Raw genomic sequence first — 20,099 nt, 5'->3', positions numbered from 1 at the left:
TATTATACGAAAAAAAATATTTAGGATATAATGAGGTATATAGTTTTTGTCGTTGCATCTATGCATGTGGATTCTGAAAAAGATGGAGGTATGAATGGAAGTAGCATTCAATGACCTTGAAACAAGTGATTTAATAGTAGACTGCATTTATAGAGGAGGCAATAGTGGTAATGCGGGAGACGAACCATTACCTAGGTTGATTCCCAGATGTGAGGCATCCGGAGGATTCAGAAAAAAACTTAGAGAAGATGATTCCGGCAAGTATGCTTATGTTGTTCTGTATACGACTATGAGCGAGTTAGAATGGCCTGATTATTTAGATGAGGAAACAGGAGTTTTCAGGTACTATGGCGATAATAGGCATCCGGGTAAAGAACTGACTGACACAAAGAAAAAAGGAAATGCAGTATTGGAAATGGTGTTTGCGTTGCTCAATGAGGGATGTCATCTAGATGACATGCCACCCTTTTTTATTTTTAAAAAGGCGGGAGAGGGCAGGGATGCTCAGTTCTTGGGGTTAGCTGCACCAGGAAATCCTCAAATATCTCCGGATAAAGATTTGGTTGCTTTTTGGAGAACAGTAAAAGAAAAGAGATTTCAGAACTATGAAGCATATTTTACTGTTTTGAATACAGGAAAAACACCTATTAGTCGACAGTGGATTGAATCGCTTATATATGATCATGAGAATAACCTGCAATATGCTCCAGAGGTATGGAAGAAGTTTTTGAGAGAGGGAAGGTCTGGAATTGTGGCATTGAAAGCACCAAAGATTTTCAAGGTCCCTTCAAGGTATGAACAGTTACAAAGTGATGTTGAAGGGGAAAGGTGCTTAGAAGCTATTCGAAATCATTATAGAGATTTTGAGCAAGGTTTTGAGGCTTGCGCGACTAATATCATTTCGAAGATGGATACTAATTTTGTGGATTTTTCATTAACTAGACCATGGAGAGATGGAGGAAGAGATGCTATTGGGTATTATGCGATAAAAACTGGAGGGAAAGCAAATTATCCATTAAAAATTGACTGTGCCTTAGAAGCAAAATGCTATTCTAAAGATACAAGTGTGCGAGTACCGCAGATGTCTAGGCTAATATCAAGAATAAGATATAGGCAGTTTGGGATAATGATAACCACAAGCTTTGTTGATTCAAATGCTTATAAGGAAGTGGTTGAAGATGGACATCCAATTCTTATAGTTACCGCGACTGATATTGCAAGTATTCTTAGAAATAACGCAATTAATTCAGGCAATATTAATGATTGGCTTAATTCGATAGATGCCAGAAACATCAGACTATTAGAGTATTATAAAAGGCTTTCTAAGGTGTAAAGATGTTTTTTGGAATGTGCTGAATTTGATAAGTGCAGAAGCATGTGGATGATGTTGGTTCCTATGCTTCTGTTTTTATATACGCTTTACTTCCTTTTGTGTGTTTGTAATCAATCATCATATTAGATATATTATTTATTGGTGATGGAGGTGATGATTATGGGTATACCTTATGATGATGCTGATGAAAATAGTATTTATATGTATTCCCAATATTTGGAAGGGAAAACATTTAGTGAGATTTTAGAGGAAAGTAAAAAATGGGATTATGCTGTTAATAAGACGGATTTTTCTTCAAAGAAGAATAAAGGCAAATGCGGAAATCTTTTAGAAGAAAAGTTTTTTGGTTATCAAGCCAATAGTATTCAAGAGCCGGATTTTCCAAAAGCTGGGGTTGAATTGAAAGTTACGCCAATTGACATACTGAAAAATGGGGACATGTCAGCGGGTGAGAGATTAGTATTGACAATGATTTCATTTAATAAGGCGATAGTTGATGACTTTTATGAAAGCGATGCATGGCATAAGTGTAGAAATATTCTATTAGTTCATTACATAAGAAATAATGAAATTGCTAGATTTGATAATAGGATAAAATATGTAAATTTATTTAAACCACTTGAAAAAGATAAATTGGTATTTGAGAGAGACTATGCAATCATTGTTGATTTTATTAAAAGAGGCAAAGCAGAAGAACTCTCAGAGTCATATACAAATTATCTTGGAGCATGTACTAAGGGGATAGACTCAAGTAAAACGGTCGCACAATTCTATCCTCCTTATGCTCGAACAAAGACTAGGGCATACTGTTTTAAGCGGCAATATATGCAATATATCTTGGATGTATATATATTACATAAACATAGCAAATATGAAGTTATTGTAGATAAAGAAGAATTAGAAGTTAACTCTTTGGAGGATATTGTAATAAGTAAATTAAAGCATTTCTATGGCAAAAGTACATATGAATTGTGCAATGAGTTTGGAATTAAGTATGATAAAAAGGCTAACAATAATGCGCTTTGGACTACAATAGTTTATAGAATATTAGGGATTAAATCGACGTTGGCTGAAGAATTTGTTAAAGCTGGAATAACCGTGAAAGTGTCGAGGGTATCGAAAACAAATCGGATAGAGGAATGTTCACCTTTGCCGGATTATAAATTTAAAGAACTTATAAAAGAAACATGGGAAGAAAGTACATTATTTAAGTACTTACTTGAGAATAAGTTTTTATGGGTTACATTTAAAAATAATGGAGATGATTACTATCTTGATAAAGCACAGTTTTGGCATGTACCATATGAGGATTTGATTTCCACTGTGAAACAGGAGTGGATAGCTATACAATCAGTAGTAAAAAAGGGGGTGACATTCACAGTTAAAGGTGGGAGAGTATATAACGATATACCTGGACTTGGTCAGACAAAGATAATTCATAGCAGGCCAGCTCCAACATATGCTGCATACAAACTTAAGGATGGTTTTACCAAAGGAGATATAAGGCATAATGCAGATGAATTACCTGATGGACAGTTTATGACAAAGCAGTCATTTTGGATTAATTATAGTTATTTATCTAAGCAATTAGGGTATAAATAATATTATTTAGCGGCATATCAATTATATAGGAAATGTTAATCATGTATACCATGATATTGCTCAGAAAGTTGACTGCTTACAGGAGGAAGTGGTCAATTTGGCATAGTTTATTTCGCGGATACACAAATGGTAGTGCTTTGAATTAGCAGCTACTATTAGTGCTACATAAATAATATATAAAACAATGCGTTTATGAAGGAGATATTTATGACAAAGTATGTGGTTATGGTGGAAACAGTTATTGATGGAGAACTTGACTCTTGTGAAGATATTGATGTTTTTGATACATTGGCAGAAGCTGATGAGGTAGCAAAGGAAGAGTTTAATAAGCTATCCGAAGAAGAACTAAAAAATCATGACGTTGCTATTGGAGTGATACATGACGAGTATCTAGAAAATTCAGATAATTGGTTCACGTATAAAGAAGTGAATATTGAAAAAATCTATGAAAAAGAAAGTGAATGATTATCAAAGGTACACTTTTGAGCCACTGATATGCGAGTGATTGATTTATGACAATAACTGGCACAAAATGCAGCAATTGTCACGTTGAAGCTGATAATTAAGTCGTGTATACTATATAGTATATTTTTTTAAGGGATGTATGTAATTAGTAATGGCTTTTCGCTTTTTTAAGATAAATAGTATGAAATATACAAAACATCAAAACAGCCACTAGGACTGTTTTGGTGTTTTGTTTAATTAATTGTATATCTATAAGTTTTTGAAAATATGAAACTATAAAAATCAAGAATGAAGATTGTTATGGAAGAGATTCATATGAAGCCACGACGGTTATTTAGTTTTGCTATGCCTTTTAAATAATAAAAATGACTTTTCGAAGGAAATCAAAATGGATAAAGAGAAAATATTTACAACTTTAGAAGAATATAAAGAATATCTTGATGGAGTAGCAGATTCTAATCCCAAGGTTGCAGAAGCCTATGCAAAGCTAATAAGGGATGACAGATACATAGATTCTGTTATGGCAGATAAGTCCTTATCTGAAAGAGAGTTTTTAGAGATAATTGCGTTGTGCAGGCAGGTTAACTATAACCGGTCTATTGGTGGCGCAAACAAAGCTGCTGAAAATGAGACAGATAGACTCTATGCAAAGAATCCATGGAAATTTGTTGAGGAGTTTTTACAGAATGCAGATGACTGTGATTATGATGCTATCCCGGAGATAAGTATCAGTGTGGATGAACGGGATGAAAAACATTGCTTTATAGAGTTTACTTACAATGAAAAAGGGTTTGGAAGAAGTGATATATGGGCTATTACAGCCTTTTCTCAGAGTACCAAAATAAATGATGTTGTAAATATACATGATGAAGAGGGCGTTTTTTATAGAGAAAAGACGGGTAGAAAGGGTAAAGGATTCAAGGCTGTTTTTTCTTTGAATGCGCAAAATGTCATTGTACATATTAGAAGTAATGGCTTTTCTTTCAAGCTTGATAAGAAGATTGGACGTATTATGCCTGTTTGGGAGAATGATCCAATTCGAATGGATGGGAAAACCCATGTGGTTGTTGAGCTTGATCAACCGGAATTTAGCGTTAGAGACATATATCCAGAGTTTAGGCGCTTATTCTGTATTGATAATGTTGAGGGCGTTTTCGCAAACAGTCCATTTCTATTTATGCATAGAATTAGGATGGTACATGTTTCTCAGATTAGTAATAAAGGAGAGGAACAATTTATTACTGAATACAGAGAGAACAAAGGGAAGACAGAATATATAAATCCTATTTCCTTGGATAAGAGCAAAGCTGTATTAGCCGGAATAACTAAAAAAGGTATTTACTATCGGGAGCAGTTTCAGGAGGGAGAAATAACCACAATCTTAGGCAGTGGTGAATCCTTCAGTATACCTTTAGTCAGATATACAAGAATGGTTGAGGATGAGGAAAGTTATAGGAACTATTCTATTATTTCACCTGTGATAACTGAAGAGAATACAATAGAGTGGGAAGGCGGTGCCTTATTTAGAACATTTCCGATGTCAATGCATTTTATAAGGATGCCGCTTGCTATAGATGCACCGTTTATACTTAATCCTGATCGTAGTGGGGTTCAGTATAGTTCATATAAAGATGAAGAAGGGCAGAATGTTCCAGCTAGCATATGGAATACTGAGGTCACGGAGAGACTGTTTGAAAAAGAGGGCATATTAGAGTCCTTCTTTAATCGGATTAGATCCATAGAAAGTATCAGGATTGATAGATACATATTCCGTGATTCAGTGGTGGTGTTTGGTGATGATAATAACCGCGACAAGGATGGCAATACATTTATTCCGAAGATTGATATTAGTGTACTGTGCCACGAATATCCGATATTTAAACTTTTTTCTGGTGAAGGGTATGTGAGCTTTGATGATGCTTATATTGTGAATAAGGATTTGTTCAGATGGCCACTTGTTAATGATTTCTTCTCTTTAGCTATTGGTGGGGACTATAGAGAGCGTATTGTATCTGATATTTATGTCGGAGGAGGATTGTTTGGGGCAAAACCGATAGTTGAAGTTGGTTTTGCAGACGCTATGAATGAATACCTGGACATTGTTGAAAAAGAGTATGGTATTGATTCTGATGCTATGTATTCTTTTGTTAATACCCAGTTATATCCGTTCCTAAAAGATAATAGATCACTTATTGCAAAAAAAGATGAATCGGCATTTGATAAAATGCAGATTTATTTTAGTCGTATAAAAGTAGGGAAAGAAACATATGTTATAAGGGAGTCATGTTCGTCAGATATAAAATGGCTCCATTCTGTGAATGATGAAGCGCCATTATCAATAAATAGATATAGGATTTTTGAGTCTTCTCCGGTAAAGATTAGTCTTTTGAAGGAAATAACATCAAAAGTATTAGGAGATGAGGCGCTTGACGGTGGCTTTTCTGTAAAAAAACAAGCAGCAAAAGCTAGTGATTTAGATACATGGGAGCAAATAAAAGATTATATAGAGGCATTATGCTATTACGGCTATTATACGAAGACCTTGAAATTCAAGCATCTTAAAGCCTATGTCTTAAGTGAAAAGTTTGATCCGGATTATAATGCCTTCAGAGACACAAAAATACTGGATGAAATAAGTGATGAAGACGTTGCTTATCTTTCCCAGTATTTTGGAGGTGATGTTTTTTCTACTGCAGCTGATCTTATTCATATGGGAGTAAGGACAGGGAATGATTTGTTAGTTGGAGATGGAAATTATCTGGAATTTGATGAAGATACAAAAAAGGTGCTTTGCGATGATAATTGTCCCAATGAAGTCTTAAGTGAAATATATAATCAGGTAAGGAAAACTGATAAGAGGATAAATGCTACATTCGATGACATAAAGGAGTGCGGCGATAATGTTATTTTATTCTTTTTAAATGAGAATAATAATTTGTTTTCTGTTGAGTCATATTCTGATATATGTGATCAGTTCCAAAAAGATTCTCGGTTCTGGAATCGAAACGATGTTGATGCTGCAGAAATATTGATCAGAGCTTGTGCTGGTGCACAAGAAGAGTTATCTGAAAAATCAAAGCGAATATTAAACATAAGTATTAGTGAAGTGCTGAGTAGAAAGCTGGAAGGATGCATTATTGGCATGGCTCATGATAATGCTATTAGTAGGCTTGATATTTCAAATGATGGTTCATTTGAGTTGATTTCAGAGGCAGAAATAAAACCCAGGCTTGCCCTTTTGAAGTATGACGAAGGAAAGAGGCATAGCTCATATTATAAGGGGAATTTACATGGGTATGGCAGTAAAAAGCTATTTATAAGAGATATTAAAGGCGGTAACGTGTTCCTTCATTGTGACGAAGATGGGGATTATTCCAAAGCTTTGGAAAAATGCGTTGATAGAAGGTTTGACGCAGAGGCATTGAGATATTTTGATGAGATGGAACACCAGTATCAAGAGGTTAAAGAGCAAATAATCATTCCGATGCTTAATAAGACCGGGCATAATTTGGGCAGAGCATATGAGGAGATAGAAAAAAATTTCAATAGATATAATAGCAAACAGATTATTAGTATACTCTCTTACTTTAGAAGCCAAGGATATGCTAATGCTTTAGGAAATGGAAATATCAATAATGAGAAAGAAATAGAGGACGATTATAGAGATAATCCATGGAAATTTATCTATGAATTCATCCAAAATGTAGATGACTGTAACTTTAATGGAAGAATTCCAGAACTGGCAGTTTCACTTGATAATGAAAGTGACCGGTTGATTTTTGAGTACAATGAGAGTGGTTTTACTCTGGACGATGTAAAAGCGCTCACTAAATTTGGAGATAGTAATAAAATTGATGCGCTAGATGAGGAATCTGAAGAGGATGGTGCATTCGATTTGGAGAAAACAGGAAGAAAGGGACGAGGTTTTAAATCAGTTTTTGCGCTTCCTGGAGATGGAATTGTTGTTCATATATGTAGCAATGAGTTTTCTTTCAAGTTTGTGAAACGTTTGGGGCAGATTGTTCCTATTTGGGAGGATATTGATGATGCCCCAAAGGTTGGAACACGTATAATCATAGAAGGATTTGAAGAGGGATATACAAATCAATTGATGCCGGGCATAGAGAAAATGCTAGGCATAAAGAATAAAGCTGATTTTTTTGCTATATGTCCAATTTTATACTTGAGAAAGCTAAATAAAATATCGGCATCAAATGGAAAAGAAACTTTTTCTATAGCGATTGAAGTGTCAAGCAGACACTATTCAGATGAGCAGTTTGTTATGGATGGAGATTTGGTTGCCGGAATCAGAAGAAATGGTCAGTTGGTAAATGATATGTTAGATGAACTTCATGTGACTATTACTGCTGATAATAAAAAGGATTCTTTTGATGCTGTAAGGTTTTATAAAGCATTCATGATATCAAAGAAATCCAGGATTTGTGCTGCTTGTGCACCGATATTAAGAGTTGATATGAATGCTGAATTTGTGCGAGGAGCATTATATAGGACGTTACCGCTTAACAAGCATATTTTATCAATACCCATTTCAATTAATGCGCCATTTGATACTGACAGTGGACGTAGTTCTTTAGCTGATACAGGGAAAAATAATGGAAAAATTCTGAAATCAATCGAAAAGGAATTGATTCCAGCATTTTTTGATGTTCTAAAGATAATACCTAATGTGGATATCAAAAAGTATATACCTTCAGTAGACGAAGTTCTTTTTGAAGATTATAAGAATATTGAGCTAATTAATCTTCAAAAGGTTATTGCTACAATACCAGTATTAAAAAGGTTTGATGGAGAAGGGTATATATCATGCCAGACTGCAAGCATTCTTCCTAAAGATTGCTATAAGTGGCCTGAGCCACAAGCACTATGTGAGAGTTTTGGAACAGATAAAGAGACTCTTGTTGATCAAATGTATGTGGGCTTCAGGTTGATCAAGAATAATATAAATCTGATAAGAAACGACTTTGTAAAGTGTCTTAATGATTATATCGAAGTGCTTGATGTTGATGACGAGGGGGATTTTGAATTTTTTAAAAATGGGCTCTATCCTTACCTGAATAGAAATTTTGAGAGTATAAGACGAAAGTACCATGATGATGATCGGGATGACGAGCTGAAGGAGATGAATATCTTTGCTTTTACAATGGCAGATGGAAGCATTCAAATAGAGTGTGCAGATACTAATAACACTTGGATTACTGAGGTTCCTGATGGATACTATTCGTTTGGTAGATTTCGTTGTATTAATAGCGGATCTTTAGGCGAAGGCCTTGCGAATTTCAAGTGGTTGAAGAATCTTCATACAACAGTTAAATATGAGAACGCCTTTTCCAAGAAAAATCTTAGTATTGATAAATTGGCTACTTGGGAGGATGCTAAGGAGTTTATAGAAACTGTTTTATATTTTGATGTGAAATCTGATGTGTACGTACCATATCTATATAAATGTGTGTTATCAGATGAATATGATGAAGACAAGAATGTGTTTAGGGATGGTTATCTTGCTACAGCTGATAAAAATATCATTGAACATATTATTGATCACGATGATTTAGTCATAATAAGTGAAGAATCGGGAAAATATAAAAACGCATCCCTGAAATTGTTAGCAGACTTAATTCAGAGTATGGGAGTAAGGAAAGGACAAGATTTCTTTATGTCTTCTGGCAGGGATATTTATGCCCTGAATCCAAGCACCATAGCATTGCTAGAGAATTATTGCCGTACTTATGAAGTGGCAAGTGAGGTCCTTTCTATTATAGATAAAGCTTTTCGAAAGATAAGGAAAGATAGTAGAGGCACTTTATTGTTGTCATATTATGATCTTCAAAATTGTAGCCCAACAATTTTTTCTCATATTTTTGAATATGAGATGGGACATGGAGAAGAGCGGGAAAGACTGGCTGAGGATTTTTGTGAATACTATGAAGGAACAGATACTATAGATTATACTGAGGCATACTTACGAGCATTAGGTATAATTGGAAGAGTGGTATCAGCCAAGGAGATAAACATAAACTTATCTGTCATTTTGAATCGCTGTTTAGGAGATTGTGTTCGGAAATGTAAACTAGATAACAAGGATGACTTAAAATTGGATATACTCCTGGACGTTCCTTTTGACGAGTATCCAAGTGATGAGATAGATAAAGCATTAAAATGGCTTGATGATGAGAATGCAGTTAGTGCTTCATATGAGTATTATACAGCTGACCTTAGCGCTGCGTTTGGAAATTCTAGTAAGGATAAATCTTGCTTTTTGTTTGATGATAGAAAAGTAATACTCGATTCTGCGAATGCTGCAAACAGCATGCTTAGATTTGTTCAGCAAAGATACAAAGGGAAAGATGCAAGCTTTAGCGCTTTAATAAGTATAATTGCAGAACAAAATAACTTAAAGAGGCCATGGGAGAGAACTAAAAAAGAATATATCGAGGAACTTGCAAAGTTTAGAAAAGATACGTGGAAACAAAGAGAACTTCTTGTTCCGGATTATGATAAGCACTTAAATAATGCTACAGGTAATTCGATTGATTTTGTAATTCCAGAATTATTGCAGAATATTAATGATTGTAAGTTTGGGAATGGGCAAAAGACACGTAATCTTGAAGTGGATATTGACGTTGAGAGTGGGACAATGCTGTTGGCGTATGATGAGGCGGGTTTTGATTATGCCAATGTATATAGCATTACTGCAATAGGTCAATCTTCTAAACATGATGAAAGTGAAGGTGAGAAGGGATTAGGTTTTAAGAAAGTCTTTACTTTGTTTGAACAGGTAGAAATATTTAGCAATGGCTTCTGTTTTGCTTTGAATAGCGAAAAGGATCCGACTATTCCATTTTGGATTTCTGATAAGGAAAAATGCGATAAGTACATGATAGAGGGTAAAACAACTATGCTGTTCTTCGCTACAGGGGCTAATAGGAAAAGACTTCAAAACATAAGGGAACAATGGAAAGACTTAGTAGAGGGGACTTATGTTGGAAATCATATTTCTCCATTATTTCTTAAAAACATAGATTCTATAACTCTTATAGGGGAGGAACAAAACTATTCTAGAGAAAAAATGGAAGAGGAGTTTGTCTTTAAGAGTGTTAATTTAGTTAAGTTTTTTAAAGAAATTTTAGTGGAAAATGATGAAGCAGGTGTTGATGAAAGGATTGAAGAATTGAGGGGAGCATTAAAGGGACGAAAGAAATGTGAATTAATGCAACCTGATGAACAGGAAAATTACGTGGATTCCATAAGTGTTGAGGTATGTGTTCCACGGAAAATCACAGAAAAGAACCAAGGACGAGGATGTTTATATAGTACATTACCAACAGAGCGCTGTATTAATTCTAGTGTGTTTATAAATGTACCAATTGAATTGACTACCGGAAGAGATGGAATTATAGCAGGCAGCGATTATAACAAAGCCATATTTGGTGCTTTGTTCATAGGAGAAGGAGGAGCACCATCAATATTTGTAAAAATGATGGAACTGATTGCTAAAGAAAATCGTGAGTTGTTCATGCTCAATTATCTTACTCCTCATACGGACTTACTCATTGAAGAAATAAGCAAGCTAGCTGATACGAGTGAAGGAGATGTGAAGGAGGAGCTTGATAATGCCAGATTGTTTAGGTCTTATGATACTAATGAAATGGTTTCGCTTCAAGAGTCATATAGTGTGGATCGTATAGTTTACATGTATTTAAAAGACGTCAAGGAATGTGATATCGAAATCAGTGCTTGGACGCACGAGCATTCCTCTAAGGCGGATGACTGGAATCTTCTTTCGCTGTCTACTGCTGATGAATGTGATAAAGTTGAAGCTTTTGCAGAGGCAGTCGGATCTCCAGAAGGATACTTTCCATTAGTAGAAGAGGCTTGTGATCTGACAGTTGAGTTCTTTAAGGACGAATATGGATATCTTGAAGGAGGCGAAGAGGATGAATAAGACTTATAGAAAAAGCAATAAAAAAGATAAGTTCATTACAGATCATCTTCTTGGGTATTTTATCAATCGTATTGAGAATAGCGATTCTCCGAAGGATATTGTTGATGAAGTTGCTTCAATGTATATCTTTCCGTATAAAACGGAAAATGAAATAGAATTAGGATGTTTGAATGAGCCTGGAATAAGCTGGTATTTTGATTCACAGAAAGAAAAGAAAACCGTTAGCTCGGGTAGTTATAGGATTTTAGCAGAAGACATTCTAAAACCAGATCAAGCAAAGAAGTTAAGAAATACATTCGGTGAATATAAGTATATATCAGAATTCTCTGACAATGTCGTTATAGATGATCTTATAAAGAAAATGAGTTATGAGGATGATTATACAGATGTTTGGTGGACATATGCGTATGATGTTTTTAGATTATGGAATCAGGACAAGTTTAATTCTGCGTTGTCAGAGGCTACAGCTAGGATAAATAATAACTCTTTTCTTTTTTTGGATGATTATTGTGACAATTCATTAAAGAAAAAACTTCTAGAGCATGGTATTTTTGCTGATGTTTTGACGCCAACTGCAAAGAGGCTGTTTTGGAACAGGATTCCTAAAGGAGAACGTAAAAAAGCTATTACGGTTCTAAAGAATATGGGTGTTCCACATTCTTTTGTGATTTATAATGATCAAGATATCAAGAAGACTAAGAATCAGATTAATGAAAGTCTGATTAAATTCGCTAAGGAAATTTCTAATACTGTAGAGTTTCCTGTAGGCCCTGAACATAGAGATTATGAGAAGTGCAACCTTTGTCATGAACTATTTATGGAAAGGATAGGTGGGGAGTCTCAAGCTGCTTTTGAAGATGTTATTAATAGTTCTGCTAATAGTGGCATAGTTGTAAAAAATACTCAGGGTTCATTTGTTCCGCTTTCGTGGAATTTGTTTTATTCTAAATCAGAGTTGTATGAAGATGATGCAGATGAAGATGAGCTGGATGAAAGCATAGATGAATCGAAATATGAATATCTTCATATTGATGCTGAATTATATGATAATTCATTTATTGAAGACTTTGGTGGAATTCATGAATTTGCAGATGTAATTGAGACCGCAGATGAATATGGAATAGATGATAATGACATAGAGTTTTATAGGTGGGTCTGGAAGTATTCACATCATGAGGAGCTTGCAGAAAATATTTTATATGCGTTATCAGATGAAGATGATAGGCTGACAGTAGATAAAGACTATAATTCATTTGTGCTTTCAGTTATAGAAGATGAAAAAGTAACTGATAAGGGTTATGGTTTTGATATCGATATGGATTGTCAAGAAGCTTTTGATAATGCTGCTGTTATAAATAAAATATTCCTATCTTTCGAAGAAATCTATTCAGTTATTTATGGCGATTATACAAAAATGGATGTAGGAGAATACCTTGAAAGAATACTAAATGCAACAGATTGTTCTTATCAAGAGAAGGCAAACATTCAAGAAGATGATATTTGGAATCATGTCTATGTAGCAAATGAAGAGGAAAATCTATATGCGGGAAATTATATAGGGGGATATATTTATGATGAAGACTATGAAAAGGTTTTGATTTTATGGCCATCAGATGATATTGATTTCTATGTCAAGGCATTAGCTGAGTATGTAAGTAATTATTTTTCGGTTCATGTGTCAGATGAATTAGTTAAATCGTACGATTGGAAACAGGAATATGACAATTTAATTCATGGGATTAAAAGTTTTATTTCACACAAAACTGACAGGAAATCAATAGATGATTTATATGGCTATATAGCCCAGATGAATGATGTTGGAAGTTTTGGGGAAGAGAAGAAAATCTGGCAGACTATGCAGATGCAGCAGAAGAAAATAACAGAACATGAGACCGGAGGGTGCCCTGTAAACTTTTCTTCTTGGAGACAATTTCTTTCCGCAAAATACAAAGGTAGATGTCAACTATGTGGCGGAAAAACTGTAACAGGTGAACAATATGCTCATTTTTATACATTTAGAGTTGTTAAAGAATCTGAAAATCAATTGGCAAATATGACATCAAATCTTTTCTGTCTTTGTCCGTCATGTTGGGGAGAAATGGGACGTGGAGATTACATGGGAAAAGATTTGTCTGAAATCATAATTAAAGCAGAACAGTATGCAAATTGTCTAAATATGTATATAAAATCAAATCAAATGGAAGATAGTTTTGATCCTGCAGTTATGGAATTACTAGAAACACAAGATTTGACAGAGGAAGAAGAGGAAAAACTAGAAGGCTTTGTTAAACCGATTGTATGCAGAGTTGTAGTTAATGGAAAAGATCGATGCATGGCATTTTCATGGGAGCATTTTATAAGATTGGCATATATTCTTTCCGAAGCTAATAAACAAACATAAGGAATCAATATGAAAGAGAAATTTAAAGCTGGTGAATTGGCACAGATAAAAAGTACTGGAGAGATAGTCACAATTAATGCAGTAAGCCCTGGGATGAATCAGACATTTTACTTGGTCTTTCAAAATGGGAAAAAGAATCGATATAAGGAATCTGAGCTAGTTCCGTATATTGACAAAGAAGAGAGTATTTTATGTAAATTAAAAGAGCACAGTTTTGAAAATGCTGAGGCTTTTCTGAAATATGCATATTATAGACTTTTTTCTGAAAGCCAAGAGGGTAATCTTTTTAGCTACCAAGGTAATAAAATCATATTTAATCCTTTTCAATATAAGCCATTGATGAAGTTTCTTAGCATTGATTCGGATGAAAGACTTCTTATAGCAGACGAGGTCGGAGTTGGAAAGACAATCGAGTCTGGAATAATTATTGATGAACTTATTGCAAGAGGCGAGCTCAAGAATAATGATTCAATTATGATTGTTTGTCCCAGCATCCTATGTGGCAAATGGCGTGCAGAGTTACGGTCAAAATTCTATATGGATGATTTCTATATACATGATGGAAAGTCATTAAAATATACACTTGAGGAGATTATTGAGACAGGAAAAATACAGTATCCGCATAGTATAGTAAGTGAGCAGCTATTTCGTGGGGAGAAATATCAGCAGCTCCTAAAGAAATGTGTGGAAGAATCTGGTGAACCGATATTTAAACTGTTAATTGTTGACGAGTGTCATCATTATAGAAATCCTGGAACTAATACGCATAAATTTGGAGCAACACTTAGTCTGTGTAGTGAACGAGTTGTTATGCTTTCCGCTACACCATTTAATTTACGCAGTGACGACTTGTATAATCAGCTTCACATCCTTAATCCTTCACTATTTCCGGATCAGCAGATCTTTAATCAACTTCTGAGGCAGATACGTAGGGTTAATCAGGCTGTTGCATTAATTAAGAAAGATGATGTCACATCTCGAGAGCAGTTGAAGAGTCATGTTAATGAAATTCGATTAATGGCAGATAATAACGCTTTCATCAGAGACGATTTTGAAAGGTTATACGAGAAAATAGTAGGAGATAAAAAACTTGAAGTAAAAGATAAAGTTGATTTTGAAAGGATTATGGGGCTACTCAATCCAATCGCAACTTCATTTACAAGGACATTAAAGAGAGATGCTATTGAACATAGGGTTACCAGAGAAACAGTGACACTTGATGTTAAGTATTCTCAGAAAGAACGAGAAATATATGACGCTTTCCTGGAGACCAACCTACATAGATATAGACTATTTGGTGTATCAGAAAGGGCGTTCGGCTTAATTCTAAATGGTTTAGAGAGAATAGCGGCCAGTTCAATTATCGCATTAGAGAAAAATGTTAAGAAATTTATAAACATGCCGGATGAGGTCTTTGCTGATCTTATGTCCGAAGAAGGGGATATTGATATAAAATCAGTAAGATCCATGAAAAAACTCCTTCAAGAGAGTTATTCAGATTTATTAGGAAAGATAAAGGCTCTAGATAATTATGACAGCAAATATGATACATTCAGGCAACTAATAGAGAATGTCCGGGAAGCATCCGGAGATAATAAAAGAATAATTGTTTTCTCTTTTTATACGGAAACACTTAAATATTTACGAAGGAGATTGTCTGCTGACGGATATAGCCTTGCGCTTATGTATGGAAAGACTCCAGATGAAACACCGACTAACCAGAAAGATGAGGATGGCTTTAAGGTATATGGTAGAAACGATATTATGCATGACTTTGAGGCTGGGAAATACGATATCCTTCTTGTTAGTGAAGTCGGTGGTGAAGGTTTGGACTTCCAGTTTTGTTCAGCACTAATCAATTATGATCTGCCATATAACCCTATGCGTATAGAACAGAGAATAGGCCGCATAGACAGAATGGGACAAAAGTCAGATAAGATAGTAATTGGTAATCTCTGTATTGATAATACGATTGATGTTGTAATTAATCGTGTTCTACTTTCAAGAATAGCTGATGCATCGGATTTGGTAGGAGAGTTGGAACCTATTATTTCCAAAGATATAGCTGAAATAAATGAACTAATTATTTCTAAGGAATTTACAGAAGCAGAACTTGAAAAGAGGGAAAAAGAGATAGAGCAGCGCATAGAAAAAGCGAGGCAGACTAGAGAAGAATTTGATGAGGCACGATATGAGCTCGTAAATGATAAGGGGTTCCGTGAAGAATTTGAAGATTCTATTAAGAAGAGTAGGATATCTCCACATGAATCTTTATTGTTTGTATATAGCTTTCTTAAAAAAGAAAATGGGTGTTGGTGTAAGGTGATTTCTTCGTCAGCAGCTTCTATCCATGTGACTAAAGATATATGTGATAGGCTAAAAGCTTATAACAAACGGTTGAATCTTGGAAAAGCTGGAGAGGAGATACGGAGTATTGTAGAGAATGGTGGGGATCTTGAAATAGATTTTGATGGTAATTCGGCATATGAGAATGATGATCGTGTTTTTTTCAAACCAGCTGGAGCCTTCATTCATTTTATTATTGATTACATGAGAGCGCTTGAAGTAGAGTATCCTGAAAATGTGTTTTACGCTAATCTCAAAAGCAAAAATGCAATCAATGTTGATGCTGGAAGATATTGGATTTTTGTCTATGATATGGAATTTAAAGGCTTTTTTGAGACTAGTTCATATGAATATTTTTTGGTGAAGGAGGATGCTTCAAATATTATATGCTTAAATGAAGATCAGAAAAAGCAACTGTTCCAAGAATTGGTTGTGGGAAAAGTGCCACAAGATATTTCATATGATGGGTTTGATGAATTGAGGATGGCGGTTGAGGATGCTGCGGAGAATCGGAAAGAGGAGTTTGCATCTGAGGCTATGGGAAAAAATGATGTTAAGATTGGCTCTAGAATTCAGGCAGTTAGGAGTCTTTCAAATATTAGGATTCGTGAACTGGAGGATAAATTATTAACTGTCACTGGAAAGGAAGAGGAAAAGACTCGAAAGGCAATAGCCAGGGAAAAACAGAAAGCTGAAAGTAAAGTTGCTATTCTCGAAGAAAAACTAAAATTTGTGGGGACATATGCATTGGATGCTATTTGCATGTTGGACGTGACGTGAATTTTATATTTTAAGGCAAATTATGGTTGATTCTAAGCTGATTAGGGCAATGAAATTTTTGTTATGTCTTCGAGAGCAGATATGGGGATATTCGATGAGGTGAGTTATGCCATTTCATATTATCAGGAATGATATTGCTAAAGTTAAAGCAGATGAGGACATCATATATTGGAGAAGCCTTTGATACTTATGAAGAGATGCAGAGGAAAGCTGCGGATGTAGCTGCAGTTTCGCATAATCATCCTGAAGGAATAAAAGGAGCTGTTGTTACTTCCACATGCATTTGGATGGCAAGGCATGGCAGTAGTAAGCAGGATATCTACGATTATGTCCTTGCGGAATACCCGACTAAAGATTATGAGTACAGTATTGGCTATTCCTTGGATGAGATACGAACAAGATATAAATGGAATGAAAGCTGCCAAGGATCAGTTCCTGCAGCCATGAGATGCTTTTATGAGAGCACAGACTACGAATCATTCATCAGGAATATCTACAGTTTGCCATGTGACAGCGATACTTTCGGAGCAATTGCTGGTGGGGTGGCGGAGGAATTCTATGGTGGATTCGGAGATGTCGCTGTAGATCAGCTTTTGGAGGAGTATATTACGAAGGAACTATATGAGATTCTTCTACTATAAGTGTTGGAAATGCCGTTATTATGCATGTTTGGAACGCAACAAGACACAATTTCAAATTTTTCTGATAGGTCGCATCCGGTGCGACCTATTATAATGCCCAAAACGTTATCATAAGATTATCAAATAAAGCAACAACACTTCCTGAGAGGTAGAAGAAAGGAGAATAGCTATGAGAATACCATATAGTATACAGTATACAGAAAAAGGTTGCAAAGCTTGCATTTGATGCAGGAGAACGGGTTATTATGGAATGTTTGGTTCCTGTTGTTACAGATTTTGTCTCAAATATAGTTTATCCACATCTCTGTGAAAAATGGGATGAGGTAACTTCTAAGAAATGTTTTAAGTATCAAAAGAATAAGGCTTGATTGTATGCGAAAATAGAACACAATTTCGAGAGTGATGTACTGCTTATTGTACAGTTAAAAGGGTAGAATAAAAATGGAACATAAGCCAAATGTTAGATAATTACTGGCTACATAAAGATTATATGAATATGGAGGAAAAAAGCATGACAGAGTTTATTATTGATAATGGAATTGTAATCGATGATATCGAGGATGTAGTTGAAGGAATAGCAAAACTTAGTGGAAAAAGCATGCCAGATCCGCATACTATAAAAAGATTTATCACTAAAGAAAAATCGACCAAATTTTATATTGATGATAAATGCTCATGCAAAATGCAGCCGGACCGAGGGACGGTATATCTGTGGCTTGATAGCGGTTTTACAGATTTCCGTGGAGATCCAATTATGATTTCACTGCTAAATGATAAGTGTGGAGGATATTCAGGGCATTATTATGGAACTATGAGGGTACTTGCTGATAATGTTATAAGTTTCTTTCCTAAGAACAGAAGAAACATAAGTAAAAATCTCGGGATGTTAAAGGGCAAGTATGACAAGAAGATATCTGACAGAGAGCATTCACATATATATGATGAGCAGGAATATCTAATCAAATCCAGTAATGTAGAGAGTGGCGGCAGTATCATGGCGGATATAATCAAGAATCTTGATATTTCATTTGATGAGTCTGTGAATGAGGACGAGGTGATACCTGATATTACAGAGACATCAGTAGATGAGCTTCAAGCACCTCAGATGAGTGATTTTGAGAAGAAAATCACTGTGGAGCTGCTTCTTGAAAAGATAGAGGCGATGGAAAAGTACCAGGAAAAGCTTCTTGGAATCATTGATGAGTTCAATTCTGTGGATAGGGTCAGAATGAAGGAACTCGAAGCGGAGAATGCTGAATATAAGAGAGCATTGGTAGAAATCAGATCCCATGTAGCGGAGAACTATGTGGATGAGAAAAAACAGAATAGTGATAACATGAGTGGACATGCTCTTCTTGGACATAGAGGGAAAATATTAGTACTCGGCGATTGCTCTCTGGATGAGAAGACTCTTAACGGTATAGCTAAGACCTATGGCTTTGAAAGGAAGGATTTTGACTATGAGACGGATTACGACAAGGTTATGAACTTTGCCGGCAGACTTTCATATGGCGGAAGGTACAGCGCTATAATACTAGGCGCATGTCCACATAAGGTGGATCTTCTAGGTGATTACAGCAGCTTTATTGAAAAGTGTAAAAACGATGAGAACCTTCCGGATGCGTTTGATGCCAGGACTTTTTCCGGAGAACTGAAGGTTACAAAGGAATCCTATAAGAGAGTCCTTGAGGCGATAATAAGGAGTCTCAGGGAGAAGCAGGCAGCGTAAGGTGAGAAGGGGGATATATTGAAATGGGACTGTTTTGGAGAAGCTATTTGCGATACTTTTCCTATTGTATAGGTGGTGATATTGGTGGTTTTATATCAGGATACATAGCATTTGTCATGTCTTTATCCGTGTTGTTGCATACGGTCATGTTTAGAATAGAACTACGAAGGGATAATCCGCAGATTCCCTATATCCAGGACGATTTATAGGCTTGTATTTTTCAAAAAAGGATATATATTTACTGTGGGTAGAGGTTTATCTTGTATATAGAGATACTACACCGTTTTCAGAGAAGTTATGGAGGGCGGGATCATGAAGAAGACTATAATTACTCTTGTGACAGCATTCGCTGTAGCGATTACCATATTTGCAAGTATACCGATGAGTGTAGGTGCATATAACAGCCAGTGTGCTAAATCTGGATGCACCAGGAAAAGAAGTACCGGAAGCATATATTGTTATGTTCATAAGTCATCAACGAGTTCTTCAAGTAGCTCATATTCTAGCAGTACCAAGTCATATACAAGTACTTCCGTAGGGCATTGCGCTAAGTCCGGATGCACCAGGAAGAGAAGTACAGGAAGTATATACTGCTACGAGCATAAGTCTGCAACAACATCAAGCAACAGCTCTTCATACAGCAGCAAGAAGAGCACTTCAAAGAAGTCATATTCAAGTTCCAAGAAGAAATATGATTCTTATGATGTTTATGATTATAAATCCGCGCAGGATTTTGCTGATGATAAATATGAAGAATTCTACGACTATGAAGATGACTACGATGATGAAGACGAAGCTTATGATGCAGCAGAAGATTATTGGAATGATCATCACTGATC

At 35.5% G+C, this 20,099-nt stretch carries 9 protein-coding genes; all 9 read left to right on the top strand.

The window, feature by feature from the left end; genetic code table 11:
* The first annotated feature begins 94 nt into the window (after positions 1-94).
* Positions 95-1,333, top strand: a complete 1,239-nt coding sequence (locus BMW61_RS16700) for a restriction endonuclease (RefSeq protein WP_091824195.1) — start codon at positions 95-97, stop codon at positions 1,331-1,333.
* A gap of 159 nt (positions 1,334-1,492) precedes the next feature.
* Positions 1,493-2,935 (top strand): Sau3AI family type II restriction endonuclease, encoded by a 1,443-nt coding sequence (locus tag BMW61_RS16695; protein WP_175475270.1) that lies wholly within the window; start codon positions 1,493-1,495, stop codon positions 2,933-2,935.
* Positions 2,936-3,142: 207 nt separating this feature from the next.
* Positions 3,143-3,400, top strand: a complete 258-nt coding sequence (locus tag BMW61_RS16690) for a hypothetical protein (RefSeq protein ID WP_091824189.1) — start codon at positions 3,143-3,145, stop codon at positions 3,398-3,400.
* Between the two features lie 388 nt (positions 3,401-3,788).
* On the top strand, positions 3,789-11,363 hold the full coding sequence (locus tag BMW61_RS16685) for a hypothetical protein (RefSeq protein ID WP_091824187.1): 7,575 nt from the start codon (positions 3,789-3,791) through the stop codon (positions 11,361-11,363).
* Positions 11,356-13,764 (top strand): hypothetical protein, encoded by a 2,409-nt coding sequence (locus BMW61_RS16680; protein WP_091824184.1) that lies wholly within the window; start codon positions 11,356-11,358, stop codon positions 13,762-13,764. Before BMW61_RS16685 ends, BMW61_RS16680 begins: the two co-directional genes overlap by 8 nt.
* A 9-nt stretch (positions 13,765-13,773) precedes the next feature.
* The gene (locus tag BMW61_RS16675) at positions 13,774-16,890 is read left to right on the top strand and encodes an SNF2-related protein (protein ID WP_091824181.1); all 3,117 of its coding nucleotides are present in this window, start codon (positions 13,774-13,776) and stop codon (positions 16,888-16,890) included.
* A 152-nt stretch (positions 16,891-17,042) separates the two neighbouring features.
* The gene (locus BMW61_RS16670; protein WP_175475269.1) at positions 17,043-17,531 is read left to right on the top strand and encodes an ADP-ribosylglycohydrolase family protein; all 489 of its coding nucleotides are present in this window, start codon (positions 17,043-17,045) and stop codon (positions 17,529-17,531) included.
* Between the two features lie 511 nt (positions 17,532-18,042).
* On the top strand, positions 18,043-19,260 hold the full coding sequence (locus tag BMW61_RS16665) for a hypothetical protein (protein ID WP_091824176.1): 1,218 nt from the start codon (positions 18,043-18,045) through the stop codon (positions 19,258-19,260).
* A gap of 312 nt (positions 19,261-19,572) precedes the next feature.
* A complete protein-coding gene (locus BMW61_RS16660; protein WP_091824174.1) occupies positions 19,573-20,097 on the top strand; it encodes a hypothetical protein in 525 nt (174 codons plus the stop codon).
* Positions 20,098-20,099: the final 2 nt, after the last annotated feature.

Origin of the sequence: Butyrivibrio sp. ob235 (genome assembly GCF_900109475.1) — a bacterium.
GTDB lineage: Bacteria > Bacillota > Clostridia > Lachnospirales > Lachnospiraceae > Butyrivibrio.
The sequence above is the reverse complement of the archived record's forward strand: the minus strand, read 5'-3'. Positions and strand labels throughout refer to the sequence as shown.